Source organism: Kitasatospora sp. NPDC057542 (genome assembly GCF_042801945.1).
Lineage (GTDB): Bacteria > Actinomycetota > Actinomycetes > Streptomycetales > Streptomycetaceae > Kitasatospora.
Window position 1 is genome coordinate 1 of the sequence record NZ_JBHVFE010000081.1, and the last position, 24,860, is coordinate 24,860.

At 73.8% G+C, this 24,860-nt stretch carries 30 protein-coding genes; 14 read left to right on the top strand and 16 right to left on the bottom strand.

Annotation, left to right across the window (positions count from 1 at the left end):
* The first annotated feature begins 87 nt into the window (after positions 1-87).
* A complete protein-coding gene (locus ACFU7Y_RS13305; RefSeq protein WP_224276107.1) occupies positions 88-423 on the top strand; it encodes an NIPSNAP family protein in 336 nt (111 codons plus the stop codon).
* Between the two features lie 92 nt (positions 424-515).
* On the opposite strand, the gene ACFU7Y_RS13310 is transcribed toward ACFU7Y_RS13305, so the two are convergent.
* Positions 516-971 (bottom strand): MarR family winged helix-turn-helix transcriptional regulator, encoded by a 456-nt coding sequence (locus ACFU7Y_RS13310; RefSeq protein WP_224276109.1) that lies wholly within the window; start codon positions 969-971, stop codon positions 516-518.
* 188 nt (positions 972-1,159) lie between these two features.
* On the opposite strand from ACFU7Y_RS13310, the gene ACFU7Y_RS13315 reads away from it, so the two are divergent.
* A complete protein-coding gene (locus ACFU7Y_RS13315) occupies positions 1,160-2,626 on the top strand; it encodes an MFS transporter (RefSeq protein WP_380767930.1) in 1,467 nt (488 codons plus the stop codon).
* Positions 2,627-2,722: 96 nt separating this feature from the next.
* Here ACFU7Y_RS13315 and ACFU7Y_RS13320 read toward each other — a convergent pair whose 3' ends face one another.
* Entirely contained in the window at positions 2,723-3,568 is an 846-nt protein-coding gene (locus tag ACFU7Y_RS13320; protein WP_380767895.1) for an SDR family oxidoreductase, read from the bottom strand.
* A 93-nt stretch (positions 3,569-3,661) separates the two neighbouring features.
* Here ACFU7Y_RS13320 and ACFU7Y_RS13325 point away from each other — a divergent pair, with 93 nt between their 5' ends.
* Positions 3,662-4,252 (top strand): TetR/AcrR family transcriptional regulator, encoded by a 591-nt coding sequence (locus ACFU7Y_RS13325; protein ID WP_380767897.1) that lies wholly within the window; start codon positions 3,662-3,664, stop codon positions 4,250-4,252.
* Positions 4,253-4,333: 81 nt separating this feature from the next.
* On the opposite strand, the gene ACFU7Y_RS13330 is transcribed toward ACFU7Y_RS13325, so the two are convergent.
* Positions 4,334-5,041, bottom strand: a complete 708-nt coding sequence (locus ACFU7Y_RS13330) for a TetR/AcrR family transcriptional regulator (protein ID WP_380767899.1) — start codon at positions 5,039-5,041, stop codon at positions 4,334-4,336.
* A 79-nt stretch (positions 5,042-5,120) separates the two neighbouring features.
* Between ACFU7Y_RS13330 and ACFU7Y_RS13335 the strand changes: the two genes are divergently transcribed.
* Complete coding sequence (locus ACFU7Y_RS13335; protein ID WP_380767900.1) at positions 5,121-6,053, top strand: zinc-binding dehydrogenase; 933 nt, start codon at positions 5,121-5,123, stop codon at positions 6,051-6,053.
* Positions 6,054-6,358: 305 nt separating this feature from the next.
* Complete coding sequence (locus ACFU7Y_RS13340; RefSeq protein WP_380767902.1) at positions 6,359-6,967, top strand: hypothetical protein; 609 nt, start codon at positions 6,359-6,361, stop codon at positions 6,965-6,967.
* Between the two features lie 66 nt (positions 6,968-7,033).
* Here the strand turns inward: ACFU7Y_RS13340 and ACFU7Y_RS13345 are convergent, their stop codons facing one another.
* The 4 genes from ACFU7Y_RS13345 to ACFU7Y_RS13360 form a co-directional block, all read right to left on the bottom strand.
* Positions 7,034-7,870, bottom strand: coding sequence for an NmrA family NAD(P)-binding protein (locus tag ACFU7Y_RS13345; RefSeq protein ID WP_380767903.1), 837 nt, complete (start codon positions 7,868-7,870; stop codon positions 7,034-7,036).
* Between the two features lie 42 nt (positions 7,871-7,912).
* Complete coding sequence (locus tag ACFU7Y_RS13350) at positions 7,913-8,494, bottom strand: hypothetical protein (RefSeq protein WP_380767904.1); 582 nt, start codon at positions 8,492-8,494, stop codon at positions 7,913-7,915.
* 52 nt (positions 8,495-8,546) lie between these two features.
* Positions 8,547-9,101, bottom strand: coding sequence for a hypothetical protein (locus ACFU7Y_RS13355; RefSeq protein WP_380767906.1), 555 nt, complete (start codon positions 9,099-9,101; stop codon positions 8,547-8,549).
* Between the two features lie 197 nt (positions 9,102-9,298).
* Positions 9,299-10,609 carry a LuxR C-terminal-related transcriptional regulator gene (locus ACFU7Y_RS13360; RefSeq protein WP_380767907.1) on the bottom strand — a complete coding sequence of 437 codons (1,311 nt, stop codon included), beginning with the start codon at positions 10,607-10,609 and terminating at the stop codon, positions 9,299-9,301.
* Positions 10,610-10,786: 177 nt separating this feature from the next.
* On the opposite strand from ACFU7Y_RS13360, the gene ACFU7Y_RS13365 reads away from it, so the two are divergent.
* Positions 10,787-10,972 carry a hypothetical protein gene (locus tag ACFU7Y_RS13365; RefSeq protein ID WP_224285197.1) on the top strand — a complete coding sequence of 62 codons (186 nt, stop codon included), beginning with the start codon at positions 10,787-10,789 and terminating at the stop codon, positions 10,970-10,972.
* A gap of 311 nt (positions 10,973-11,283) precedes the next feature.
* Here ACFU7Y_RS13365 and ACFU7Y_RS13370 read toward each other — a convergent pair whose 3' ends face one another.
* Positions 11,284-11,877 carry a hypothetical protein gene (locus ACFU7Y_RS13370; protein WP_380767908.1) on the bottom strand — a complete coding sequence of 198 codons (594 nt, stop codon included), beginning with the start codon at positions 11,875-11,877 and terminating at the stop codon, positions 11,284-11,286.
* A gap of 151 nt (positions 11,878-12,028) precedes the next feature.
* On the bottom strand, positions 12,029-12,796 hold the full coding sequence (locus ACFU7Y_RS13375) for a CDP-alcohol phosphatidyltransferase family protein (protein ID WP_224285126.1): 768 nt from the start codon (positions 12,794-12,796) through the stop codon (positions 12,029-12,031).
* Positions 12,797-13,133: 337 nt separating this feature from the next.
* On the opposite strand from ACFU7Y_RS13375, the gene ACFU7Y_RS13380 reads away from it, so the two are divergent.
* A complete protein-coding gene (locus ACFU7Y_RS13380) occupies positions 13,134-13,709 on the top strand; it encodes an NUDIX hydrolase (RefSeq protein WP_224285127.1) in 576 nt (191 codons plus the stop codon).
* Positions 13,710-13,749: 40 nt separating this feature from the next.
* Complete coding sequence (locus ACFU7Y_RS13385) at positions 13,750-14,433, top strand: HAD family hydrolase (protein WP_380767910.1); 684 nt, start codon at positions 13,750-13,752, stop codon at positions 14,431-14,433.
* Between the two features lie 7 nt (positions 14,434-14,440).
* Here ACFU7Y_RS13385 and ACFU7Y_RS13390 read toward each other — a convergent pair whose 3' ends face one another.
* From ACFU7Y_RS13390 to ACFU7Y_RS13410, 5 genes are all read right to left on the bottom strand, one after another.
* The gene (locus ACFU7Y_RS13390; RefSeq protein WP_380767912.1) at positions 14,441-15,148 is read right to left on the bottom strand and encodes a YidC/Oxa1 family membrane protein insertase; all 708 of its coding nucleotides are present in this window, start codon (positions 15,146-15,148) and stop codon (positions 14,441-14,443) included.
* A 93-nt stretch (positions 15,149-15,241) separates the two neighbouring features.
* Positions 15,242-15,535, bottom strand: coding sequence for a DUF6412 domain-containing protein (locus ACFU7Y_RS13395; RefSeq protein WP_380767914.1), 294 nt, complete (start codon positions 15,533-15,535; stop codon positions 15,242-15,244).
* Between the two features lie 92 nt (positions 15,536-15,627).
* Positions 15,628-16,158: a hypothetical protein gene (locus ACFU7Y_RS13400; protein ID WP_380767915.1), complete on the bottom strand. Its 531-nt coding sequence runs from the start codon at positions 16,156-16,158 to the stop codon at positions 15,628-15,630.
* 118 nt (positions 16,159-16,276) lie between these two features.
* Complete coding sequence (locus ACFU7Y_RS13405; RefSeq protein ID WP_380767916.1) at positions 16,277-17,524, bottom strand: hypothetical protein; 1,248 nt, start codon at positions 17,522-17,524, stop codon at positions 16,277-16,279.
* Positions 17,525-17,527: 3 nt separating this feature from the next.
* Positions 17,528-17,941 (bottom strand): hypothetical protein, encoded by a 414-nt coding sequence (locus ACFU7Y_RS13410; protein ID WP_380767918.1) that lies wholly within the window; start codon positions 17,939-17,941, stop codon positions 17,528-17,530.
* 136 nt (positions 17,942-18,077) lie between these two features.
* Between ACFU7Y_RS13410 and ACFU7Y_RS13415 the strand changes: the two genes are divergently transcribed.
* On the top strand, positions 18,078-18,362 hold the full coding sequence (locus ACFU7Y_RS13415; RefSeq protein ID WP_380767920.1) for a type II toxin-antitoxin system Phd/YefM family antitoxin: 285 nt from the start codon (positions 18,078-18,080) through the stop codon (positions 18,360-18,362).
* The gene (locus ACFU7Y_RS13420; protein WP_224282853.1) at positions 18,355-18,777 is read left to right on the top strand and encodes a type II toxin-antitoxin system VapC family toxin; all 423 of its coding nucleotides are present in this window, start codon (positions 18,355-18,357) and stop codon (positions 18,775-18,777) included. Before ACFU7Y_RS13415 ends, ACFU7Y_RS13420 begins: the two co-directional genes overlap by 8 nt.
* Here the strand turns inward: ACFU7Y_RS13420 and ACFU7Y_RS13425 are convergent.
* Together ACFU7Y_RS13425 and ACFU7Y_RS13430 are read right to left on the bottom strand one after the other, a co-directional pair.
* Positions 18,764-19,363, bottom strand: a complete 600-nt coding sequence (locus tag ACFU7Y_RS13425; RefSeq protein WP_380767921.1) for a hypothetical protein — start codon at positions 19,361-19,363, stop codon at positions 18,764-18,766. The two genes, ACFU7Y_RS13420 and ACFU7Y_RS13425, sit on opposite strands and share 14 nt — an antisense overlap.
* Positions 19,364-19,419: 56 nt before the next feature.
* Entirely contained in the window at positions 19,420-20,496 is a 1,077-nt protein-coding gene (locus tag ACFU7Y_RS13430; protein WP_224282855.1) for a Gfo/Idh/MocA family oxidoreductase, read from the bottom strand.
* 214 nt (positions 20,497-20,710) lie between these two features.
* Here ACFU7Y_RS13430 and ACFU7Y_RS13435 point away from each other — a divergent pair, with 214 nt between their 5' ends.
* The 4 genes from ACFU7Y_RS13435 (at position 20,711) to ACFU7Y_RS13450 (ending at position 24,852) form a co-directional block, all read left to right on the top strand.
* Positions 20,711-21,490, top strand: coding sequence for an HAD-IIA family hydrolase (locus ACFU7Y_RS13435; RefSeq protein ID WP_224282856.1), 780 nt, complete (start codon positions 20,711-20,713; stop codon positions 21,488-21,490).
* 81 nt (positions 21,491-21,571) lie between these two features.
* Complete coding sequence (locus ACFU7Y_RS13440; RefSeq protein WP_380767924.1) at positions 21,572-22,714, top strand: low temperature requirement protein A; 1,143 nt, start codon at positions 21,572-21,574, stop codon at positions 22,712-22,714.
* 78 nt (positions 22,715-22,792) lie between these two features.
* The gene (locus ACFU7Y_RS13445) at positions 22,793-23,521 is read left to right on the top strand and encodes a uracil-DNA glycosylase (RefSeq protein ID WP_380767926.1); all 729 of its coding nucleotides are present in this window, start codon (positions 22,793-22,795) and stop codon (positions 23,519-23,521) included.
* A gap of 173 nt (positions 23,522-23,694) precedes the next feature.
* On the top strand, positions 23,695-24,852 hold the full coding sequence (locus ACFU7Y_RS13450; protein WP_380767928.1) for a glycoside hydrolase family 6 protein: 1,158 nt from the start codon (positions 23,695-23,697) through the stop codon (positions 24,850-24,852).
* Positions 24,853-24,860 lie beyond the last annotated feature (8 nt).

Genomic DNA, 24,860 nt, shown 5'->3' on the forward strand with positions numbered 1-24,860 from the left:
GACTCTCCCGCTCCCGCGTAGGCTTCCGCCCCGACCGGGGGATGGGCCTTCGGTCTCACATGCCGTCAAGTGCCGGGAGGAATCACCGTGATACTGGAACTCCGCACCTACCGTCTCAAGCCGGGCACCCGCGCCGACTTCGTCCGGGTGATGGCCGAGGAGGCCGTCCCGCTCCTCCGGGCGGCCGGGATCCGGGTCGTCGACCACGGGGCGTCGCTGGTGGACGAGGACGGACACGAGGAGGCGTACCTGATCCGGGCGTTCGACTCGATCGAGCAGCACCGCTCGCAGGAGGACGCCTTCTACGGCAGCGACGTCTGGCGGCAGGGGCCGCGCGAGGCGATCGTCTCGCGCATCGAGAGCCTGCACTCGATCGTGGTCGAGGTCGCCGACGGCGCCGTCGAGCTGTTCAAGCGCTCCTGATCCCACGGCGCTTCGCCGTCCGGGATCCCGGCAGGTCTCGGGCCTGAAGCCGCCCCCGCCCCGTCCCTCTCCCCGTCCCTCTCCCCGTTCCCTCAGCTCCGCGGCCAGGGGCGGCCGTCGAGCCGCTCGATCCCGGTGTTGAAGCGGCGCAGGAAGCCGGCGAAGGAGGCGATGTCCTCCTCCGGCCAGTCCGTCATCACGAGGTTCAGCGCCCGTACGTGCGCCTCGCGTTCCGCGTCCAGCCGGCGCCGGCCCTCCTCCGTGAGGCGGAACTTGCGGGCGATCCCGCCGTCCGGGTCCGGGATGCGTTCGAGCAGTCCCGCGCTCTTCAGGGCCGCCGTCTGCCGGTTGAGGGTGGAGACGTCCAGGGCGAAGGCGTCGCTCAACTGCCCGATGGACATGGGCCCCTCGGCGCCGACCCGGCTGAGCAGGATGTAGGCGCTGCGTTCGAGCTGGCTGCCCTCGGGCCTGGCGTTGACCTGGCTGAGGTCGCGGTGCCGGGCGAACACCAGGAATTCGAGGGCGACCTCGTGCGTGGGGCTGGTCATGTCGAAGTCCCTTCATCACCGCTTCGACCTGCGGGTTCTCCGTGGATCACCCTTCAGTATGCCAGAGGCATGCGCGTCGCACATGATGTGCAGAGCGCACATCATGTGTAAGCTGACCGTCTTGTGTTTCATGCACATCGTGTGTTTTGTGCACACCCCTGCTCTTCGACTGCCCGAGGAGGCCCGTCATCAACGGCCCCGCCCCCGCTCCCCGCACCGGTCCGATCGTCGCGACGCTCGCCTTCACCGGCACCGTCGCCGCGATCATGCAGACCCTGGTCACCCCGCTGATCAGTGAACTCCCGCAACTCCTGCACACCACCGCGTCCAACGCCTCCTGGGTCATCACCGCGACCCTGCTCTCCGCCGCCGTCTTCGTCCCGATCAGCGGCCGCCTCGGCGACCTCCTGGGCAAGCGGACGATGCTCATCGCATCCTGCGTCCCGCTGCTGCTCGGCTCGGTGCTGTGCGCGGTGGCCGACTCCGTGGTGCCGATGATCGCCGGACGGGCCCTGCAGGGCATGGGCATGGGCCTGGTGCCGATCGGCATCAGCCTGCTGCGCGACGTCCTGCCGCCCGAGCGGCTCGGCTCGGCGATCGCGCTGGTCAGCGCCTCCATGGGCATCGGCGGCGGCCTCGGCCTGCCGATCGCGGCCGGCGTCGCCGACTACGCCAGCTGGCGGGTGCTGTTCTGGGGCACCGCCGTGCTGACCGTCGTCATCATCGGCATGCTCTGGACCGTCATCCCGGCCCCGGCGCCGGCCGGCCGCGCCGCCGGTGGCCGCTTCGACTTCGTCGGCGCGATCGGTCTGAGCATCGGCCTGGTCTGCCTGCTGCTGCCCGTCTCCAAGGGCGGCGACTGGGGCTGGGGCAGCACCGGGACCCTCGGCCTGTTCACCGCCTCCGCGGCGATCCTGATGCTCTGGGCCCGCTGGGAGCTGCGCGTGACCGACCCGCTGGTGGACCTGCGGGTCACCGCGCGCCCGCGGGTGCTGCTGACCAACGCCGCCTCCGTCCTGGTCGGCTTCGGCATGTACGCCCAGGCGCTGATCGTGCCGCAGCTGCTCCAGCTGCCGACGGCCACCGGCTACGGGCTGGGGCAGTCGATGCTGGCGATGGGCCTGTGGATGGCGCCCGGCGGGCTGATGATGATGGTCGTCTCCCCGTTCGGCGGCAAGCTGTCGGCCGCGCGCGGACCGAAGTTCACCCTGGTCACCGGGGCGCTGACGATCGCCGTCGGGTACGGGCTGGCGCTGCCGCTGATGGGCTCCACCTGGGGCGTGCTGATCGTGACGATCGTCTGCAACAGCGGCGTCGGCCTGGCCTACGGTGCGATGCCCGCGCTGATCATGAGCGCGGTGCCACTGTCCGCGACGGCCTCGGCGAACAGCTTCAACACCCTGATGCGCTCGCTGGGCACCTCGGTGTCCGCCGCGGTGATGGGCGTGGTGCTGTCGCAGATGACCATCACCCTGGGCGGCCACACCCTGCCCTCGGAGAGCGGCTTCCGGGTCGGCCTGGTGATCGGCTGCGGCGTCGCCCTGATCGCGGCCGCCGTCGCCGCCGTCATCCCCGCGCCGCCCGCTCCCCGGCTGCGGGCCGTCCCCACCCCGGAGGCGGCGGGCGCCGAGGCGGCCAAGCCGGCCGGCGCCTGAGCCCTGTCCGGGTGAGCCCCGTCCCGGGCGCGCCGCGCTTGGTGCGCTTCGTGCGCTCGGTGCGCTTCGTGCGCGCCCGGGACTGCCGCGCCGGCTCTACCGGAAGGCCGGCAGGTTGCGCTCGACCCAGGCCCGGAAGGGTGCGGCCGGGCGGTGCAGCACCGTCGCCACGTCCGGGCTGACCGCCTGCTCGGCCGGGAGCGGGGCGCCGAGCACGTCCAGGGTCCCGGCGATCACCTGCTCCGGCATGAACTGCGCCAGGTGGGCGTGGGCCTGCTCCCGGGACAGCTCCACGAAGGCCACCTCCTCGCCCAGTGCCTCGGCGATGACCTCGGCCTGTCGACGCGGCCCGATCGCCTCGGGGCCGGTCAGCTCGTAGATGCGGCCGCCGTGTCCGTCCTCGCGCAGTACGGCCGCGGCGACCGCCGCGATGTCCGCCGGGTCGACGACGGGCAGCGCCACCTCGCCGAACGGCGCGAAGACCGTCCGCTTCGTACGGACCGTCTCGGCCCAGGCGAAGGCGTTGGAGGCGAAGCCGCCGGGGCGCAGGACGGTGAAGTCCCGTCCGGAGGTGCGGACGGCGGACTCGAACTCCCGCAGCCGGGCGTGCGAGGGCGCGTCCGGCCGGGTGGCGCCGACCTGCGAGGAGACCAGGACGATCCGCTCCACCCCGGCGTCCGCGACCGTCCTCAGCAGGGCCTCCGGGCTCTCGCCGTGGCTGTTGAGCTCGCCGCCCAGCAGGACGAACAGCGCGCGAGACCCTTCGAGGGCCGGGCGCAGGCCGGCGGCGTCGCCGAGGCCGCCCCGGGCCCAGCGGACCCCGGCCGCCGGGTGGGCGGGCTGCGGCTGCCGGGACACGGCGACCACCTGCTCGCCCGCCCCGGCCAGCAGCTCCACCAGCGTCCGGCCGATGGTGCCGGTCGCGCCCGTCACTGTGATCATTTCCGCCCCCATGAGTGAGTTAGTTGGCTGACTGAGAACTGGCTCGGGGAAGACCGTAGCCGCCTCCGCGGGCAGCTGTCTATAGTCAGTCGGATGACTGACTCAGTGAATCGCCGCGCGGCGGCGTCGCAGAAGCGCCGGCGGCTCACCGCGGCCGCGGCCCGGGTCCTGCACGAACAGGGCGTCGAACGCACCACCCTCGCCGACATCGCGCGCGAGGCGGACGTCCCGGTCGGGAACGTCTACTACTACTTCAAGACCAAGGGCGAGCTGGTCCGCGCCGCGCTCTCCGAGCACAGCGCACACCTGGACGAACTCACCGACCGGCTGGAGCAGTTGCCCGACCCGCTGGACCGCCTCAAGGCGCTGGTCGAGGCCTGGGTCGGCCGGCGCGACACCGCCGCGCGGCACGGCTGCCCGACCGGCACCCTGGCCGTCGAGCTCGACAAGCGCGCCGACGGGGACCTCGACGCGGAGGCGGGCGCGGTGATCCGGCGGCTGCTCGACTGGGCCGCGGGCCAGTTCCGCGAGCTGGGCCTGCCCGACCCGGACGGCCTGGCGCTCACCCTGGTCGCGGGCTACCAGGGCATGTCCCTGCTCGCCAACGCCCTGCGCGACCCGGAGGTCATGACCCGCGAAGGGGCTCGCCTGCTGCGCTGGCTCGACTCCCTGCGGGCGGCGTAAGCCCCTCCGGGCGGGTTTGGCGGCCCGTCGCGGTTCCGCTCGGGGTCGTCGCGGTTTCGCTCAGGCCTGCCGCGGTTTCGCTCACGCCTGCCGCGGCTCGACCGTCGACGCGAGCGCGCCCGGCAGTTCGGCGCAGGCCGCCCGGAGTCGCCGCGCGAGGTCCGCGCGGGTGTGTCCGGACGGCTGTGCCACCCAGCCGTCCATCGCCTGGTGGAACGCGGCGACCAGCATGTCCACCGCCAGCCGGGCGCGCAGTCCGGCGCCGGCCTGGGGCCCGTCGAGGGCGAACCGGCGGCTGACCGCCGACACCGCCTCCCGGGTCGTCCGCTCGCAGAAGGCCAGCCCGTGGGCGTCCATCGAGGGCGTCCGGGCGGCCAGCCGGCGGCTCGCCAGGGCGCGTTCGGCCCAGCCGTCGCCCGGCATCCGGTCGATCGCCTCGGCGAGGGTCTCCTCCAGGACGGCCAGCAGCCTGCCGTCGCCCGGCGGGCGGCTCTCCAGTACCTCCAGGAACGCCGCCCACAGGTCCTGGGTGGGGGCCATCGCGACGTCTTCCTTGCTGGTGAACGCGCGGAAGAAGGTCCGCTTGGAGACCTCGACGGCCTCGCACAGCCGGTCCAGCGTCACCCCGTCGAAGCCGTGCTCGCCGAACAGCTCCAGGGCGGTGTCGATCAGTGCCTGGCGGGTGCGCAGCTTCTTGCGCTCGCGCAGCGGGAGCGTGGCGCCCGGGGTCTCGGGGGCCTGCCCGGCGCCCCGCTCCGGTGCCGTGGCGGTGGCCTTCTCGGAAGTCATCGCGGTCAGTCTAGTGGGGCCGGTAGTGCCACCTGTAGGCTTATGCCACTCAGTGGCAGAATCTTGGGGAGGATCTTCCATGCGCGCACTCCTGGTCGACCGCTCGGCCCCCGGCGGCCTGCGCCTCGGCACGGCTCCGGACCCCGAACCGGCACCCCACCAGGCGCTGGTCCGGGTCACCGCGACCTCGCTCAACTACGGCGAGGTCGCCTTCGGCCTCGACACGGCCCCCGACGGCACCGTCCTCGGCTGGGACGCCGCCGGAATCGTGGAACGCGCCGCCGCCGACGGCTCCGGCCCCGCCGCGGGAACCCCGGTGGTCACCCTGATGACCGCCGGCGGCTGGGCCGAACTGCGGGCGGTGGACACCGGGTTGATCGGTTCCGCACTCGCCGGAGCCGACCTCGGCGCCCTCGCCACCATCCCGGTCGCCGCCGCCAGCGCCCTGCGCGCGCTGCACCGCATCGGTCCGCTGCTCGGCCGCAGCGTCCTGGTCACCGGCGCCACCGGCGGCGTCGGCCGCTACGCCGTCCAGCTCGCCCGGGCGGCTGGCGCGCACGTGGTCGCGTCCACCGGCTCGCCCGCCCGCAAGGGCGAACTGCTGCGCGGCCTCGGCGCCCACGAGGTGATCGCCTCTCCGAAGGAGGCCGCCGGACCGGTCGACGGTGTGGTCGACCTCGTCGGCGGCCCCCAACTGGTCGAGGCCTACCAGGCGTTGGCTCCGGGCGGCACCCTGGTCGCCGCCGGCCACAGCTCCGGGCAGGGGGAGGACTTCGCGTTCGGCGCCCTCTTCGGCGACGCGGCCCGGCACGACCGCTCGGTGGTCTCCTTCTACCTGCTCGCCTGCGCCGGCCTCGACCGCGACCTCGGCTGGCTCGCCCACCGGGTGGCGGCGGGCGAGCTGGACCCGGGCATCACCTGGCGCGGCGACTGGGACGACGCGGCCGAGGCGGTCGACGCCCTGCTCGGGCGGCGGCTGCACGGCAAGGCGGTGCTGACCATCGGCTCCTGAGGTTCCCGGGGTTCCTGAGGCTCCCGAGGCCTGCCCTCGGACCCCGTCCGGGCCCTTGCCGGGCCGCGCTCGCGCGCACCCGCCCACTCGGACGGGTCAGGAGCTGTCGCTGTGGAGCGGGATGTTGCCAAGCATGGGGACGTACGGGCCCCTCGGCCGCCGAACACCGACCAGGAGAGGGATCCTCGGTGCGTGAACTCCACAGTCCCCCCAGCCACGGCCGAACCGGCCACCGCCCGCTGCCCGGGCGCCCGCCGCTCGTCCGTTCCCCGGGCGGCGACCGGCCACCGGCCCGGAGCTGGACGGTGCAGCGCACGGTCGCGCTGATCGTGGCGGCATCCGGTGCCGTCGTGCTCGCGGCCTGCGGCAGCAGCCCGTCGGGCACGGCGGCCGGCTCACCGTCGGCCACCCCGCCCAACGCGAGCGCCTTCTCCGGCGAGCCGCCCTCCGCCATCGCCTCCGCCGCGGAGTCGCTGCTGGCCTCGGCGTCGGCCGCGGCGGCCTCGGCGGCGGTGGCCTCCTCCGAAGCCGCCGCCTCCATGTCCGCGGCGGCGTCCGCCTTCGAGGCGTCCGTCTCGGCCCAGCAGGCGATGACCAGGGAGAAGGCCACCTCGGTGCTCAGCGGGGTGCCGGACGGCGGCAACGCGGTGAACGACATCACCATCACCGGCCTCGCACGGCAGAACACCGGAGGCCTGCACGCCGTGGTCGTCACCATCCAGAACTCGGGGCTCACCACGGCCTCCTACGCGGTCCAGGTCGACTTCACCGACACCAGCGGCAAGGCCGTGGACAGCGCCGTCGTCGGTGCCGAGAACGTCCCGCCGAACGGCAAGGCCCAGCCCGTCGCCTTCAGCAGGCAGCCGGCCGACCAGACCCTCCTGCCCGTGGTGGTGAAGGCCGTCCGGTACTGAGGCCCGGTGGCTGAGGCCCGACGGCTGAGGCCCGACGGCCGAGGCTCGCCGACGCGCGGCCCCGGCCTACCGGAAGTCCGCCGCGTGATCCCGCACCCAGCTGCGGACATCGCGCGGCGGACGCCCGAGCACCTCCTGCACGGTGCCGGTCACCCGCTCCGGCTCGTGCGTGAACGACTCCCAGGCGCGCAGCCGGGCCTCCACGAACGCCGCGTTCCCCCAGGCCGCCGTCAGCTGCTCGCGGGCCGTCTCCGGCGGCAGTTCCTCCCACCGCACCGCGACGCCCAGTTCCTCGCCGATGATCCCGGCCAGCTCGGCGTGCGAGAGCGACTCCGGGCCGGTCACCACGTAGGCGGCGCCCTCGTGCCCGCCCTCGGTGAGCGCCCGCACCACGACGTCCGCGACGTCCCGCTCGTGCACCAGCGAACGTCGCGCCCGCCCGTACGGCCAGCGGACCACGCCCTCCCGCACCTGGTCGGCCCAGGCCAGCAGGTTGCCCGCGAAGTCGATCGCCCGGACGAAGGTCCAGCGCAGGCCCGACCGCCGGATCAGCCGCTCGACCTCCTGGTGGAAGATCACGGCCGGCTCGTCGTCGGCGAGGTCCGCCACGTCCGCCGAGAGGTAGACGACCCGCCGGGCGTGCCGGGCGATCAGCTCCACCACCAGGGGCTGCACGGGCAGCCCGGGCCACATCAGGTAGACCGCCTCCACCCCGCCGGCCAGCGCCGGCCCCAGGCTGTCGGGCTCCTTCAGGTCGCCCTGGACGGCCTCGACCCCCCTGGGGAGTCGCGTCTTCGACGCGTCCCGCACCAACGCCCGCACCTCGTGGCCGCCTTCGGCCAGCGAGGCCACAACGTGCCTGCCCACACTGCCGGTTGCGCCGATCACCAGAATCTTGGCCATGCCCGGCCCAACGCCGATCGGGCGGGGGCTATGCCCGGGCGGCTACCAGCCCGACTCCACCGGGCCGATGGCCGCCAGCCCCACCTGCCGGGCCAGCCACTCGGCGCGCTCGACGTCACCCGCGCGGAAGTGGATGAACAGCGTGTGGTCGCCCGCCGGGCGGTCGAAGTCGACGTTGCGGCTGTTGAGGGCGATCTGGACACCGGCGTCCTTGGCGCGGAGCTCCAGGCCCAGTTCGGGAACGGCCGGCCAGGCGAAGCCCTTCCAGGACAGTGAGGCGGGCGAGGAGCCGCGCAGGCCGAGGAACCTGTCCTCGATCGACCCGACGGGCTGCTCGTCCAGCTGGAACGAGAACGGGGCCAGCGCGTCCACCCGGGGATCGTCCGCCGCCAACAGCCGCCGGACTTCGTCGTGCCCGACGCTCCGCTCCCGGTTGCCCGGGTACACGTGGTCGGGAAAGGCCTCGAACAGCCGCCGGGCCTCCGCCGCCGTGAGCTCGTCCGCGTACGCGTGCACCTCCGTGGAGCGGCGGTGCACGGTGGTGCCCAGCAGCCGCCGGGCGGCGTCGTAGGCGGCCCACCGGTTGGTCGTGCGCAGGACCGGCAGGACGTTCGAGGTGCTCATGGCGGGGAGTCAAGCAGATCAGGCACGAACGGTCATGCGGATTTCCGGGCGGCTACCAGCCCAGCTCCACCGGGCCGATCGGCGCCAGCCCCACCTGCCGGGCCAGCCACTCGGCGCGCTCGACGTCGCCCGCGCGGAAGTGGATGAACAGCGTGTGGTCGCCCGCCGGGTCGTCGTAGTCGAGGCTGCGGTTGTTGAGGAGGAGCTGGAGTCCGGTGTCCTTGTAGCGCGGCTCCAGGCCGAGTTCCGGGGCGGCGGGCCAGGCGAAGCCGTCCCAGGACAACTCGGCGGTGACGGTCCCGACGACGTCGAGGAACTGCTCCTCGACCGCCCCGGCAGGCCGCTCCTCCGCGCTGAAGACGAACGGAGCCGGCTCCACTGCCGCCTCCTCGCCGGGCTCCGGGTGGCCCAGGTCGCCTCGGATCCCCACGTTCTCGGGGAAGGCCGCCCGCAGCGGACGGGCCTGTACCGGGGTGAGTTGCGGCGCGTACGCCCTTACCTCGATCCCGCTGGGGGAGACGGCGAGGGCCAGCAGTCGCCGGGCGGCGTCGTAGGCGGCCCACCGGTTGGTCGTGCGCAGGACCGGCAGGACGTGCGAGGTGCTCATGGCGGGGGAGTCAAGCAGAACGGGCACGGACGGGGCACGTGGGTTTCCGGACGGCACACGACGACGGCCCCGCCTTGCCGGCCGACGAGCCGTGGGCGTCCTCGCGGATCCCGAGAGCAACGAGTTCGGCGTCCTGCCGCCGCGGTCCTCCCTCGTCGGACAGGCCCGGCCCCGGGTTACGTCACGCCGCCGCCGGGTTACGTGACGCGGTTCGCGCCCTCCCGCTGCCGGGTCCGGTAGGCGCGGGAGCGGCAGCGGGGCGAGCAGTAGCGGGGCGGGCGGCCGCCCGGACGCTGGCCGTCGGGGGAGGAGGCGGGCGCCGTCAGCGGCTCGCCGCAGGCGGGGCAGGCTGCCGCCCGGACGGGCGCCGCCGCCCGGACGGGCGCCGCCGTCCGTACGGGCTCCCTGGCTTCGACGGGCGGTGTGGCAGGCGCCGGGTGCGAGGTCAGGCCCAGTCGTTCCGCGACCACGCCGGCCTCGAAGCGGCTGTGCGCGCCGAGGCTGTCCAGCAGGTCCGAGACGTGGCGGCGGCAGGTGCGCAGGGAGATGCCGAGGCGGCGGGCGATGGACTCGTCCTTGAGACCCTTCGCGAGCAGCACCAGGATGCTCTGCTTCATCGTCTTGGTGACGTCGTGCGCGGCCTGCGGGCCACTGGCGAACGGGGTCGCGTTCTCCCAGTCCCGTTCGAAGACCGTCAGCAGGTAGGAGAGCAGGTCGGGCTCCCGGATGATCAGCGCGCCGCCGGAGCTGGCGGGCAGCAGGGCCAGCGAGCCGTCCACGATGATCAGCTGCGGCAGCACCTCCGGCAGGGTCCGGATCTCGGCGCCGGCCTCGATGAGCTGCTCCGCGTGCACCCGGGTGGGCTGGTCGAAGCGGGTCGCGTGCTGGTAGAGGCTGCGCATCCTCACGCCCCGGTCGAGCAGCGCCAGGTCGCGCGGCAGCGCCTCGCGCAGGGCGGCCGGGGGGAACGACCCGCCGTGCTTGGAGACCAGCACCTCGCTGCGGCAGGAGTCGATCACGTCGGCGAGCAGCGAGCGCACCGCGAACTTGTCCGGCAGCCGGTCGATGGTGCCCTGCGGGAAGGCGTGCTGGCGGGCCTGGAGGTAGACGGGCACCAGCGCCGCGAGCCCGTCGCGCTGCTGCTGGACGATCCGCCGCTGCTCGCGCAGGGCCTCCTCTCGGGCGCGCAGGGCGGTGTCGCGTTCGGAGAGCAGCTGTGCGGTCGCGGCCTGGGGGCTGACGGGCTGCCAGGCGACCGGGCGCCTGCCTGCGGGGCCCCCGTCCGCCGGGGCGTCGTCGGCGAACAGCTCCTGGAAGAGGCAGGCTCCGGTGAGCTGCCGGACGGCCGCCTCGCACTCCGGCAGGCCCAGGTCGGTCTCGGACGCCGCCTGGGCGAGGGTCGCCGGGGTGAGGCGCTCGTGCACCACCGTCCACCGGTAGAGCGTGACGGCCGCGCTGTCGAGTGCGGGTACGTCGGCGGTCGGGTCGGGGCCGGTCCCGGGCTCCATCGCATGCCTCCTAAAGCTGCCAGGCAGGCTCATGATCCCTTGCGGGGGATGCCGTGGCCATCCGCCGACTGGCAGGGTGACGATCACGGACCGGGCGATGCCGCGGGAACTGCGGAAACGTCCGAAACCTGTGGAACTGTCCCCGAAGTGATGGGAGCTGTCGTCATGCGAGGAATCGTGACGCGGACACTGGCCGCGGTCGCGTTGGGTGCCGCCGCCTGGCTGGGTGGAGTGGCCCCGGCCGGCGCCTCCGTGTTCGACGGCGCGACGCTGACGGACTCCGGCGACGGGCACGGTGGCCACAGCTGCGTCCAGACGACGGCCTGGGGCGACGCCTGGTGTCCCGGTAAGCCGCTGAGCTGACGAGTCGTCGCGGGCGGCTCCCGTCTCCTCCTCTTCTCCGAAAGGAATCTCTGTCATGCACATGGCCCTGAAGCGTCGCGTCCGTACCGCCACCACCGCCACCGGCCGGTCCGGCTCCGCCTCCTCCGCCGAGTCCGCGAGCCCCTCCGGTCGCTGAACCCGGCGAAGTGACGCGCCCTGCACGGGAAGTCGGCAGAGTCGACTTCCCGTGCAGGGCGCGCCGCCGTTCCGGGCCCGACCGTCGACGCGCACCGCGTACTCGCCGCTCGCCCGGACCTGCTGCATGGCGTCGTGGGTGGGCCGGCCGTGGCTCAGGCCGCGCGGGGGCGTGGGGCCGTCGTTGCGGTTGCGGTTGCGGTTGCGGTTGCGGTTGCGGTCGCAGTCGCCGGGTGTCGGCGGTGCCGTCGGTGGTACGACACGGTGACGGCCGCCAGCAGCGGGGCCCAGGCGACGGTCGGCAGATAGAGGAAGCCGACCAGGAAGTGGCCGCGCGGGGTCATGTCCGCGCCCGGCATGGCCCACCACGCGGCGAACGGCGTCCACAGCAGGGCCAGGCCGGCGGCGCCGAGCGAGGCCGCGGCGACCACCGCGCGCGGGTCGACCGGGCGGCCGCCGAGGAACGGCATCCAGCGGGGCGGCACCGTGCCCCACGGGCGGACCAGCCCGATCGTGAGCAGCGCCAGCGCCTCGGTGCTCAGGCTCAGGAAGACCGGCCACACCGCGCCCCACCCGGAGAAGCCCATCGCCCGGTAGCCGGCCTCGGTGTACCCGCCGTGCCAGCCCGCCACCAGCCCGAGCCGCCACAGTCCGGAGGGCAGCGCGGTGACGGCGGCGAGGTGGGCGGCGCGCACGGCCCAGCGGGGCGGGGCGGGAACGGCGGTGGCGGCAGCGGGCGGGGTCGTCATGCCCTCACCCTCCCGCGCGGACCCGGCCCGCCGCGTCCGTCCGGCGGCGGTCTCGGCGCCGGGGCCTCCCCCGGGCGGGGGAGGGGCGCCTCGACCCCCGGGCGCAGGGCGCCTCGGCCTTCGGGGCCCCCGCCCCCGGGGCGCAGGCCGCTCAGCGCAGCCGCGAGGAGGACAGGATCGACGCCAGGTGCGCGACCACCATGCCCCAGGTGATCACCGCGATGCCCGCGAGCGACCACCGCGTGGCGTCCAGGTTGCCGAGCCCCGCGTCCACCGCGGCCGCCGCCAGCAGCACCAGCGAGGCCTCGATGCCGTTCGTCACCCGGTGGATCTTGAACAGCGAGGCGACCCTGCGGGCCGTCGCGATGCCCTGGGAGCGCGGCTGCGTCGACTCCTCGGTCGCCGGAAGCTGCCCGCTGCGGGCGCGGGCCACGTCCACCAGGTCCGTCGAGGCCTTGAGCAGCACCACGCCCAGCGCGGTCGCCAGCCCCGCCGACACCCACAGCTCCGACCCGCCGCGGGCCGCCCGTACGCCCGCGCCGATCATCAGCGCGGCGTCCGCCAGATAGGCGCCGAGCCGGTCCACGTACACCCCGGCCATGCTGAACTGGCGCTTCCAGCGCGCCACCTCGCCGTCCACGCAGTCGAACAGCAGGAACAGCTGGAACAGCACGACGGCCAGCACCGCACCGGTCGGGCCCGGGATCAGCAGGGCCGCGCCGCCGCCGACCCCGCACACCACCATCACCCAGGTCAGGGTGTTCGGCGACACCGAGGTGCGCACCAGCATCCGGGTGGTCCGCAGCGAGATCCGCCGCATGTACAGCCGGCCCGCCCAGTGCTCGCCGTTGCGGCTCTGAAGCTTGGCCTGCGGCTGGCACACCTCGCGCAGCTCGGCGAGCGCCGGAGCAGCCACCATGACGACATCCCTCCACCTGTACCGAAACGATCACCACAGGCTACGGCCTCCGGGGAAACGCCCGGACCAGCCGGTATGCCGCCGGCGGTACGGAAGATGTCCTCCGGTGGAACGTCCGCCGCGGACGTCCGCCGAAGCGTACGCAGGTCCGAGCGGGCCCGTGCGCCCGCAGGCGAAAACCGGTGGGCCGCCCGGGCGCCCCCGGCTAGGCTGCGCGGGTTCGCCGGAACCCGAAGCCCCGGGCCCGACCGCCGGCCCGACCACCCGCTCCCGCAAGCCGGTTGACGCGGTCCGCGCGGTCCGCACGGCCCCGGAACGGAACGAGGAGTGCAGACCCATGGTGACCACGGGCGGCCCGTCGCAGAGCCCCGACCTGGCCCGACTGCTGGACGACCACCGCCCGCAGGGCCCGGTGGAGACCGCCGACCACGAGCGGGCGCGCCGCCTCCTCGGCGTCGCCGACGCCTGGAACAGAGGCACCTTCCCGCTCCACTTCACCGCCTCCGCGCTGATCGTCCACCCGCCGACCCGCCGCGTCCTGCTGCGCTGGCACGTCCGCCAGCAGGCCTGGCTGCACGTCGGCGGTCACGGCGACCCGGGAGAGACCCGGCCGCTGGACATCGCCCTGCGCGAGGGCCTGGAGGAGACCGGCCTGCCCGACCTCACCCCCTGGCCCGGCCCCGCCCTCGTCCACCTCGCCGTGGTGCCCGTCCCCGCCTCGCCCACCGAACCCGCGCACGAGCACGCCGACCTGCGCTTCCTGCTGGCCACCGGCACCCCGGAGCAGGCCCGGCCCGAGAACCCGGCGTCCCCGCTGGAGTGGCTCACCGTCGAGGAGGCCAAGCGCCGGACCACCGAGGAGAACCTCCGTGAGACCCTCGACCGCGCCGCCCTCCTGCTGCCGGCCGCCTGACCGACTTCCCCGGAGACCACCGGACCTTGGAGACCATCGCATGCACACCGACCAGACCCTGATCTTCGACGCCGACGACACGCTCTGGGAGAACAACGTCCTCTTCGAGCGGGTCATCGACGGCTTCCTGGACTGGGTCGCCACCCCGGCCGAACAGGAGCGCACCAGGGCCCTGCTGAACGAGATCGAGGCCGTCAACTCCGCCACCCTCGGCTACGGCGCCACCGTCTTCCGGCAGAGCCTCGCCGACTGCCTGCAGCAGCTCAACAGCCGCACCCCCACGGCGGACGAGCAGGCCCGGATCGACGACCTGCTCACCCCGCTGACCAGCCGCGACGTCGAACTGATCCCGGGCGTCGCCGACACCCTGGCCGCCCTCGCCGACCGCCACCACCTGCTCCTGCTCACCAAGGGCGACCAGGGCGAACAGCAGCGCAAGGTGACCGATTCCACCATCGACCACCACTTCCGCGGCATCCACATCGTCGCCGAGAAGTCGGTCGACACCTACCGGCAGCTCACCGCCGACCTCGACCTCGCCCCCGGCCGGACCTGGATGATCGGCAACTCGCCCAAGTCCGACATCGCCCCCGCCCGCCGGGCCGGCCTGCGCACCGTCTTCATCCCGTACGAGCACACCTGGGTGCTGGAGCACGCGGAGCTCGGACCCGACGAGGCGACGCTGCAGCTCGGGGCCTTCCCCGAGCTGCTGCGCCACTTCTGACAGGCGGTCAGGCAATCGGGGGGGTCGCCGGCACCGGCGACCCGTCCCGGTACAGCCAGCCCCGCTCGGCGGCCGACCAGACGCCGGCCGTCAGCAGGTAGAGCGCGGCGGCCACCGGCACCAGCGCCGCGAACAGCACCGAACCGAACGACAGGTACGGCAGCAGCCCCGCCCCCGGCTGCGGGGCGGGCTGCGCCGTCGTCGCCGCAGCCGCGGCCGCGCGCCGGGCCCGGCGGAAGTTGACGACCCCGACCGCCGCCAGCCCGGCGAACAGCACCCCGAACACCGCCCACTGCCCGGCGCCGTGCGCGCCCGTGACGTGCAGGCCCAGCGGCACGCCGAACAGGGTGTGGTCCAGCAGGTCGTCGGGGGTGGTGAACAGGCGGTACATCACCGAGAAGAACGGGACCTGCACCAGCACCGGCAGGCACCCCGCGAACGGCGACACCTGCTCCTTCCGGTACATCTCGGCCAGTGCCTCCCGCAGCCTCTCCGGCCGGTCCTTGTGCTTCCTTCGCAGCGCGCCGACCTTCGGCGCCAGCCGCGCCCTGGCCTTCTCCCCACGCGCCGCCGCCCGCGCCAGCGGATGCAGCGCCAGCCGGACGGCGACGGTGAACAGGACGATGGCCAGTGCGGTCGGCACCAGGTGGGCGACGGCGGCGACGGCGGCGTGCGCCAGGGCGACGGCCGGGTCGAGAACGGCGAGAACGGACATGGTGAAGCGAGCCCTCCGGGGTCTCAGGACATGAGTGAACGGCGGAGGACGGCCGCGAAGAACGTCTTACGGATCTACGGATCTACGACGGAATCACGCGGCCGCCAGGGCCGCTCCCGGCGCCCTGGGGCGTCGCCTGCCCCGGGCGTCCGGATCACGCTGCGGAAGGAACGCCGTACCGAACGCCCGACGCCGCAGCACCCCGCTGCGCACCGCCGCCGGCGCCCGCGCCCCCAACAGCCGTGCCCCGGCCAGCGCCCCGGCGACCGCCCCGGCCACCAGCGCCACTGCCGCGACGGCGGCAACGGACGCGAGCGTCCCGCTGTCGGCCACCAACTCCCCGGTCAACACCCGGAGCAGGCCCAGCAGCATCGCGACAACGGCCACGGCGCGCTCCCCCTCCCGGTGTCCCCTCGGCTTCCTGACGTACCAGCAGGACGATCCTGCGGCCCGCCGGGTTCCTGCTTTCGACCAAATCCCTACGGCGAATCCCCCGCGTCCACCCACACCCGAGTGCCCCCGTCCGCCTCCGCCGCCAGCCACACCGTGGCCGCGAGCCGCTTGTTGTGCCCGGGCAACGGTTCGGCGAGGAAGGAGCCCTCCCGCAAGGGGCCCGCCGCCTTCGGATCCGGTGCCCCCGCCCGCTGGAACCCCGTCAGCGCACTGCTGTCGACCCGGTTCTCGAAGCTCGGCTTCACCGTCATCTTCAGATCCGCGAGGAACCGCTCCTCCTCCCCTGGAGGCAGCCGGAACGAGAGGTATGCGGAGTCGTCCTGGAACCCCTTCTGGTAGGCCCAATGCACCTCGCCCGCCGACGCGGGCGGCCGCACGCGCGAGAACTCCATGACGAACTCCGAGGTGACCGTCATCCACGATCCGGGCCGCCCGCTGTCCGGTGCTGGATGCCGGTCCCACTCTCGCAGCCAGTACAGGCCCCCCACAGCAGCCCCCACCAACGCCAGCGGCGCCACGATCGCCAGCAGCAGTACCCATCGTTGCTTGCGCGTCATGGCGTCTTCCCTCCGGGGGCGGCGGGGTCGTCGAGTTGGATGGTGATCGGCTTGGTCCTACCGACGATGTCGAACTCCTCCTGCGGCCCGCCGGGTTCCCGACTCCGGCGGGATTCCGTTACGGCGCATCCATCGCGGACACCCACACCCGCGTGCCACCGTCCGCCTCCGCCGCCAGCCACACGGACTCCCCGAGGCGCTTGTTGTGCCCAGGCAGTGGCTCGGCGATGAAGGAGCCGTACCGCAGGGGCCCCGCGGTCGTCGGGTCTGGTGCCCCGGCCTGATGGAATCCCTCCAGCCCGTAGGTGCCGAAGTCGGTGCCGGCGTTCGGCTTTATCGCGATCCCCAAGCCGGCCAGGAATCCTTGTTCCTCACCTGGCGGCAGCCGGAACGAGAGGAACGCCAGATCGTCCTGGAACCCGATCAGGTACGACCACCTCACCTCGCTCGCCGACGCAGGCAGTCGTATCCGGGCGAAATCCGTGACCCGCTCCGAGGAGACCGTCATCCACGAGCCCGGCCGCCCACTGTTGGCAGGTGGGTTCCGCTCCAGCTCCCGCACCCAGTGGCGCGCCCCCACCACGCAGGCGATCAGCACCAGTGGCAGGAGCAGAACCCCTAGCAGCACCCATCGCCGCTTCATCGGGTCTCCCTGCCCGGGTCGGTGACTGTGCCCTGACGGTCGGCGCCCCGCGGGATCGAGCGCCGCCCACCACTCCTTCCGGGCCTTGGGGTCGGTCGGCATGGCCATCGCCCCCTCCAGGTCGCTCAGGGCGTTGGCTGCCCCGTCGGGGTGCGTCGCCGGGTCGACCTCCTCCGGGTTGAGCGCGCGCAGGGCCGCGGCCACGGCGTTGTCGGCTTCGGTGGCGGCTGTCAGGGCCGCGGTCATGTCCCGGACGTGGTGCTGCAGTTCGTCCCACTTCCGCTTCTGGTGCGCGATCGCCTCGGGGTCGTTGCGTTCCTCGGACGGCAGGTCGGGCAGCGTGGCCGTGCCGTCGTCGGACACGGTCGCGCCGAGGGCCTCCGCGTCGCCGATCGCCCGCAGCAGCTTCTGCTGGGCCTCGGCGAAGGCCTTCCGGGCGCGGTGCAGCGCGGCGGCGACGGCCAGCGCCTCGTAGGGGAAGGCGTGCAGTTCGTCGGTCAGGAGCCCGATCTCCCGGACCGCCTCGTCGGCGGCCGCGCCGGTCCAGGGCCGGCTCCCGGAGCCTGGGGCCGCGTACGGGCCGCCGCCCGAGAGGGGCCGGAGCACGCCGGACCGCATCTGGCCGGCGAGGTGCTCCATGTGGCCGGAGACGCCGGTCCAGGTGCCGCCCGCGTGGTCGAGGGAAGCGAAGGAGGCGTGGCGGAGCAGGGCGAAGGTCACCATGGTTCACGGCCCCTTGAAGTCGGCCGCGGCGGAGTCGTCGGCTGCGAGGTAGCTGCGTGCGGTGGCGTCCAGGCGGTCGGCGGTCAGGCCGAGCCGGTTGTCGAGGCTGGTCCAGCGCGCCTTCCACCAGGTGAGCGCCTGCGACAGCGCAGGGCCGCCGGCCCACCCACCGCTCAGAGCCTGGACGGCCGCGGCGGTGTCGGGTTCGACGCGGCTGACCGAGAACTGCAACTCACCCCGCAGTCGGCGCGATTCGCCGGCGCCCTGCTGGAGCACGGCCGGCTGCACCAGGACGGATGGGCTCGCAGCACCCGTCCAGGGCCCGGTCGTGCGGGGTGGGCTGAGCGGATCCCGCGCGGGTGGCGCGTCCTGGCCGTAGAGCCATGGATTCTGATCCTTCTCGCCGGTGCCGGTCATGACAGAAGCCCCCCTCTGTTCGAACGATCGTGATCGAACCTAGCGGATCTGGCCCGGCGGGGGCGGGGGTTCGGCGGATCGGGCGGGGCTTGTGCGGGGTGTAGCCAGGGGTGCTACGCGGGGCTACCGTGGAGGGGTGAAGACGATTACCCAGCGGGAGTTCAGGAACAACTCCGCCGCGGTGATGGACGCGGTGGAGGCGGGGGAGACCTTCCACATCACCAGGAACGGGGTCGAGGTCGCGGAGCTGCGGCCGGTGTCGGGGCGGCGGCGGCTCACGGCGGAGGAGCTGGTGGCGCGGCACGTGAAGCTGCCGCGGGTGGACTACCAGCAGATGCGCAAGGAGGCCGAGGAGTACTTCGGGCCCGAGGAGCTGGTGGGGGACGAGGACGACGACCCGTTCGAGCGGCGGCGTGGCTGAGCGTCGCAGAGCGCCCCGGCGTCGGCCGGCCGGGGTGCTGGACACCTGCGTCTACATCGACCTGGCGCTGCTCCACCCGTCCGACCTGCCGGCCGTGCCGGAGCTGACCGCGATCACCTTCGCCGAGTTGCAGCAGGGCGTGTCGATGGCCCGCGACCCGGCCAGCCGGGCGGCCCGGCTGGAGGTGCTGGGCGCGGCGATGGCGGACTTCGACCCGCTGCCCTTCGACGCGGCCGCCGCCGCCCGCTACGGGACACTGGTCACCCTCACCATCGCCGCCGGGCGGCAGCCGCGCCCGCGCCGGATAGACCTGATGATCGCCGCGGTCGCCTCGGCCCACGGGCTGCCGCTGTACACCCGCAACGTGGCGGACTTCCGGGGGCTGGGCTCGGCGGTGGAGGTCATCGGGGTGTGAGGGCGGCCGTCCCGTCCTGCTCGATCCGGTCGGCCAGGGCGGCCGCGTACTTCAGGGCCGTCGCCCGGTCCCGGGTGCGCAGCAGGACGGTGTTGCCCCCGCGCTTGCCCCGGTCGCTTCCCGCCTTGGCGGCAACGGCCCAGCGCGGGCGGCCGAGCAGCCGCAGGACGAGCCAGCGGAGTCCGAAGTTCAGACCGACGAGGGCGGCGACGGGGATGAGGAGGAGGACGCCCTCGCCGCCGCCGGCGCCGGAGACAAACCGGAGGGGGTCGTAGTCGTTCAGCGGTCTCCTGGTGGCTCCGATCCGTCCGAGCCACACCACCGCGATGCGTACGGGCACGGCGTCGGGCCCGGTGACGTCGACGTAGCCGGCGAATGCGGCTCCGCTCCGGCGGCCGTCCGCCCAGGCCGCCCGGTTCGCGGCGATGGACGTGGCCAGCTGGTGTTCCTCGGACTGGAGGGCTTTCCGGCGCTCCTCGAACTCCTCGGTCCACGCCTTCTCGCGCTTCTTCTGCTCGGCGGACCACTCCTGCTCGCGCCGCAGGCGCTCCTCGCCGTCGGCCTGCCACCCCCGCTGACTGATCATCGAATCATCTTAGAAGTTATGCGAGAGGTGGAGCGGCAGGCCCGACAAGGCGTCCGTCAGCCCAGGCGGACCGCCGTCCCCGTCGCGGCGGAGGCGCGGGCTGCCTCCAGCACGGTCAGGGCGGCCACCGCGTCGCGCGGGTCGACCGGGGGCGGGGTGCCCGGGGTGGTCAGGGCGGCGGCGACGCCCGTGTAGAAGGCGGGGTAGTCGCCCGGGTCGGTGGGCAGCGAGATCGCGGACTCGTCGGTGCCGAGGGTGCCGTAGTGCGAGGGCTGGTCGGCGCCCCAGGGGCGGGTGCCGTCCGGGCGCAGGCCCGCCCGCAGGTCGGCCTCCTGCGGGTCCATGCCGGGCTTGACGTATCCGGCGGTGTCGCCGAGCACCCGCAGCCGGGGGCCGATCAGCGGGGTGACGGCGCTGGTCCACAGGTGCGAGCGGGTGCCGGAGGCGTGGGTGAGGGCGAGGAAGGCGTCGTCGTCCACGACCGCGCCGTCGCGCCGCACGTCGATCTCCGCGTACACCGTCTCGACCGGCCCGAACAGGGTGAGCGCCTGGTCGACCAGGTGGCTGCCCAGGTCGTACAGCGTGCCGCCGACCTCGGCCGGGTCCGCCAGCTCCCGCCAGCCCGGCTTGGGCTTGGGGCGGAAGCGCTCGAAGCGGGACTCGAAGCGGTGCACCCGGCCGAGCGCGCCGCCGTGCACCAGCCGGCTCGCGGTGAGGAAGTCGCCGTCCCAGCGCCGGTTGTGGAAGACCGAGAGCAGGACGCCCTGCGCCTCGGCGAGCCGGCACAGCTCCAGCGCCTCGGAGGCGGTGCCGGCCAGCGGCTTGTCCACCACGGTGGCCAGGCCTGCCCGCAGGGCGGCGCGGGCGAGCGGCGCGTGGGTGCGGTTGGGGGAGGCGATGACGATCAGGTCGAGCGCGTCCGGGTCGGCGAGCAGCTGCTCGGGCGTGTCCACGGCCCGGGCGTCGGGGTGCTCGCGCGCCAGCTGGGCGCGCCGGTCGGGATTGGCGGTGACCACGGCGTCCAGCCGCAGCCCGGGCGTGGTGGCGATCAGCGGTGCGTGGAACGCGGAGCCGGCCAGGCCGTAGCCGATCAGGCCGACGCGGAACGGACGGGAGGTCGTCTGCGGGTTCATGCGCCCACTCAATCACGAGGTGCCCGTTTGCTCCCGGTTCCGCCGGAACGGCCGGGAGCGGCAGGCTGCGCAGGTGGAGCTGGACCAGTTCCCCGCCCCGACTACGCTGGTCGGCGTTGGGGCAGCCTGTGGCGCCCGGCCGGCCGATGGTGTCCGGTCCGGAGCGATGTGCGAGATCGTTCAGAGCTTTTGCAAGACCGAGGGAGACACCTACGTGGCAGAGCGCAAGCCCATTGAGTCGTGGCTGACCGACATGGACGGGGTCCTCATCCACGAGGGCACCCCGATCCCGGGGGCCGGCGAGTTCATCAGCAAGCTGCGGGAGTCCGGCAAGCCGTTCCTGGTACTGACCAACAACTCGATCTACACCCAGCGTGACCTCCACGCCCGGCTCGCCCGGATGGGACTCGACATCCCGGCCGAGAACATCTGGACGTCGGCGCTGGCCACCGCCAAGTTCCTCAGCACCCAGCGGCCGGGCGGCACCGCCTACGTGATCGGCGAGGCCGGCCTCACCACGGCGCTGCACGACGCCGGGTACGTGCTGACCGACAGCGAGCCCGATTTCGTCGTGCTCGGCGAGACCCGCACCTACTCCTTCGAGGCGCTCACCAAGGCGATCCGCCTGATCAACCAGGGCGCCCGGTTCATCTGCACCAACCCGGACGAGACCGGCCCCTCCACCGAGGGCGTGCTGCCGGCCACCGGCTCGGTCGCGGCCCTGATCACCAAGGCGACCGGTGTCGACCCGTACTTCGTCGGCAAGCCCAACCCGCTGATGATGCGCGAGGCGCTGAACACCGCGGGCGCCCACTCCGAGACGGCGGTGATGATCGGCGACCGGATGGACACCGACATCGTCGCGGGCATGGAGGCCGGCATGGAGACCATCCTGGTGCTCACCGGCCTGACCGCCGCCGACGACGTGGAGCGCTTCCCGTACCGGCCGACCCGTGTGGTCAAGTCGATCGCGGACCTGGTCGAGCTGGTCTAGCCTCTGCGGTGCTGTCGTGGGCCCCGTTCCGGCCGGTCGCCGGAGCGGGGCCGCTTCGTACCTGCGGGGAGGGCCGGGCGGATGGGTGTCACGGGGGAAGCGCTGGGACCGGGGGAGAAGCGGGTCACCTGGGCGGAGCTGTACTTCGACCTGGTCTTCGTCTTCGCGATCACCCAGGTCTCCGGGCTGCTGCACCACGACCACGACGTGACCGGGCTGGTCCGGGCGCTGGTGGTGTTCGTGCCGGTGTACTGGTGCTGGGTGGGCACCACCGTGCAGGCCAACATCCGGGACGTGGACAACCTGCGGGACCGGCTGGGCATCCTGCTGGTCGGGCTGGCCGGCCTGTTCATGGCGCTGGCGGTCCCGGGGGCGTACGGCGGGCGGGGCGTGCTGCTCGGCGCCGCGTACTGGCTGGCCCGGGTGGTGCTGCTGCTCCTGGTGGTCCGGATCCTGGGTGTCTGGCGCGGTCCGTACGGGGTGGGCGTGCTGGTCAGCGGGCCGCTGCTGCTGGCGGGAGGGCTGTTGCCGGACGGGCCGCGGCTCGCACTGTGGGCGGCGGCCGCGCTCGGCGACCTGACCGCGCCGCTGCTGTTCCGGCGGCGGCTCGCGGTGGTGGCGTACCACCCGGCGCACATGCCGGAGCGGTTCGCGCTGTTCCTGCTGGTGGCGCTCGGCGAGTCGATCGTCGGGATCGGCGGCACGGCGGCCGCGGCGCGGCTGGATGCGGCCGAACTCGCCGCCGTGGCGGTCGCGTTCACCATCTCGGCGGGCCTGTGGTGGCAGTACTTCGTGTACGCGGCGGACGCCATGCGGCACGCCGTGGAGGTCGCCGACTCGCGCCGGGACGTCGTCCGGAGGATCTTCCAGTACGGGCACCTGGCGCTGGCCGCCGGGGTGATCGGGGTGGCGGTCGGCTTCGGGGAGACGGTCGCGGACCCGCGGCGGGCGCTCGGCGCGGGTCCGGTGGCGCTGCTGTACGGCGGCTGCGGGCTGTACCTGCTGACCTTCGGGTACACGCGGTGGATGATGTTCCGTCAGGTCGCGACGACCCGGATCGCGGCGGCGGCGGTGGTGCTGGCGCTGCTGCCCGCGATGGTGCGGCTGCCGGCGCTGGTGGTGCTGGTGGTGCTCGCGGTGCTGCTGGTGGCGCTCAACGCGGTGGAGCACCTGCGGGTGGAGCGGGCGGCCGCCCGGAGCCCGGAGCCCGCTCCGGGGGAGTGAGTTGTCGGTGGGGCTGTGTAGCGTTCGGGGTGAAAGAGGGCGTGCGGCGCAGCAGCCGCGGTGTGGGAGGTAGATGTCGTGACGGACACGGTCGAGGCGAGCGTGGTCGAGGCCGGCGAGGGCGGCGGGCTGGAGCTCCCCGAGTCCTGGCGCGAGGTGCTGGGCGCCGAGACGGAGAAGCCGTACTTCGCCGAGCTGGCGGCCTTCGTGGCGGCCCAGCGCGCGGAGCACGAGGTGTTCCCGCCGAGCGGCCAGGAGTTCGCCGCGCTGGAGGCCACTCCGTACGACAAGGTCCGGGTGCTCGTGCTCGGCCAGGACCCGTACCACGACAACGGCCAGGCCCACGGCATGAGCTTCTCGGTGCTGCCGGGCACCAAGACGCCGCCGTCGCTGCGCAACATCTTCAAGGAGCTGGACGCCGACCTGGGCGTCCCCGCTCCGGACAACGGCTACCTGATGCACTGGGCCGAGCAGGGCGTGCTGCTGCTCAACGCGGTGCTCACGGTCCGCGCGCACGAGGCCAACTCGCACAAGGCGAAGGGCTGGGAGAAGTTCACCGACGCGGTGATCAAGGCGGTGAGCGACCGCGAGGAGCCGGTGGTCTTCGTGCTGTGGGGCAACTACGCGAAGAAGAAGCTGCCGCTGATCGACACCACCAAGCACGTGGTGGTGCAGGGGGCCCACCCGTCGCCGCTGTCGGCCAAGCTGTTCTTCGGCAGCCGTCCGTTCTCGCAGATCAACGCCGCGCTGGACTCCTTCGGCGGCGCGGAGATCGACTGGCAGGTGCCGAACCTGAAGCAGGACTGAGCCCCGGTGCGGGCGCCTCGGGTGCTCCCGAGGACTCCCGAGCACTCCTGATCGGTTCGGGCGCCGCTGCGCGCCGGTGGCCGTGGGCCGGACGGGTTCGATGTCCCGTTCGCCCACGGCCACGTGCCGTTCACCGTCGGTGGCCGCCGGCCGGTGCCGGGTGTGCTTAGCTGATGCCGACCGGTCGCCGGACCGGTCCCGGGGAGGGGCGGGACGTGCACGGGCTGGGGCGGACGGGGACGTTGCGGTGGGCCGCGGGGGTACTGCTGGCCGGGGTGGTGCTGACGGCCGCGTCCGGCTGCAGCGGTTCGGCGGGCGGCGGCGAACCGGGCGCCGCTCCCGCGGCGGGCTCGGGTCCGGCCGCGGGCACCGGCCCGGGTGCGGGCCCGGGTGCGGGCACAGGTCAGGGTGCGGGCACAGGTCAGGCCGGTGCGGACGGGGCCCTCGCCCAGCTTCCCGGGCAGGCCTTCTACGTCTCCGACCGGACCAACGCCGCCCACCAGGTGACCGCGCTGCGCGGTCAGGGCCGGACGGCGGAGGCCGACACGCTGCTGCGGATCGCCGCCCAGCCCTCCTCCCAGTGGCTCGGCGAGCAGGGCGCCCGGGAGATCGCCGAGCAGGTGAGCCGGCGGGCCACCGAGGCCGGCCGGACGGCGGTCTTCGTCGCGTACGACATCCCGCACCGGGACTGCGGCCAGTACTCGGCCGGCGGCGCCCCCGACGCGGCCGCCTACCGGGCCTGGATCACCGGCATCGCGCAGGCCCTCGGCGACCGCAAGGCCTGGGTGGTGCTGGAGCCGGACGCCGTCGCGCACACCCTGGACAACTGCGGGATCAAGGGCGACCTGGCCGCCGAGCGGTACGGCCTGCTGGCCTTCGCCGTCCAGGAGCTGAAGAAGAACCCGAACGCGCGGGTCTACCTGGACGCGGGCAACCCCGGCTGGGCGCAGGACCCGGAGGAACTGGCCACCGCCCTGCGCAAGTCGGGCATCGCGGCGGCGGACGGCTTCGCCGTGAACATCGCCAACTTCTACGACACCGACCGGAACGCGGCGTACGGCGCCAGGCTCTCCGCGGCCCTGGGCGGGAAGAACTTCGTCATCGACACCAGCCGCAGCGGCAACGGGGCGCTGGGGGGCAACGCCTGGTGCAACCCGCCCGGGCGCGCGCTCGGCGAGCGACCGACCACCGAGACCGGCCGGGCCGGGGTGGACGCCTACCTGTGGATCAAGAACCCGGGGGAGTCGGACGGCGACTGCGGCCGGGGCGAGCCCCGGGCCGGCGAGTTCTGGCTGCCGTACGCGCTCGGGCTGGCGCAGGCGGCGCGCTGAGGCCGCCC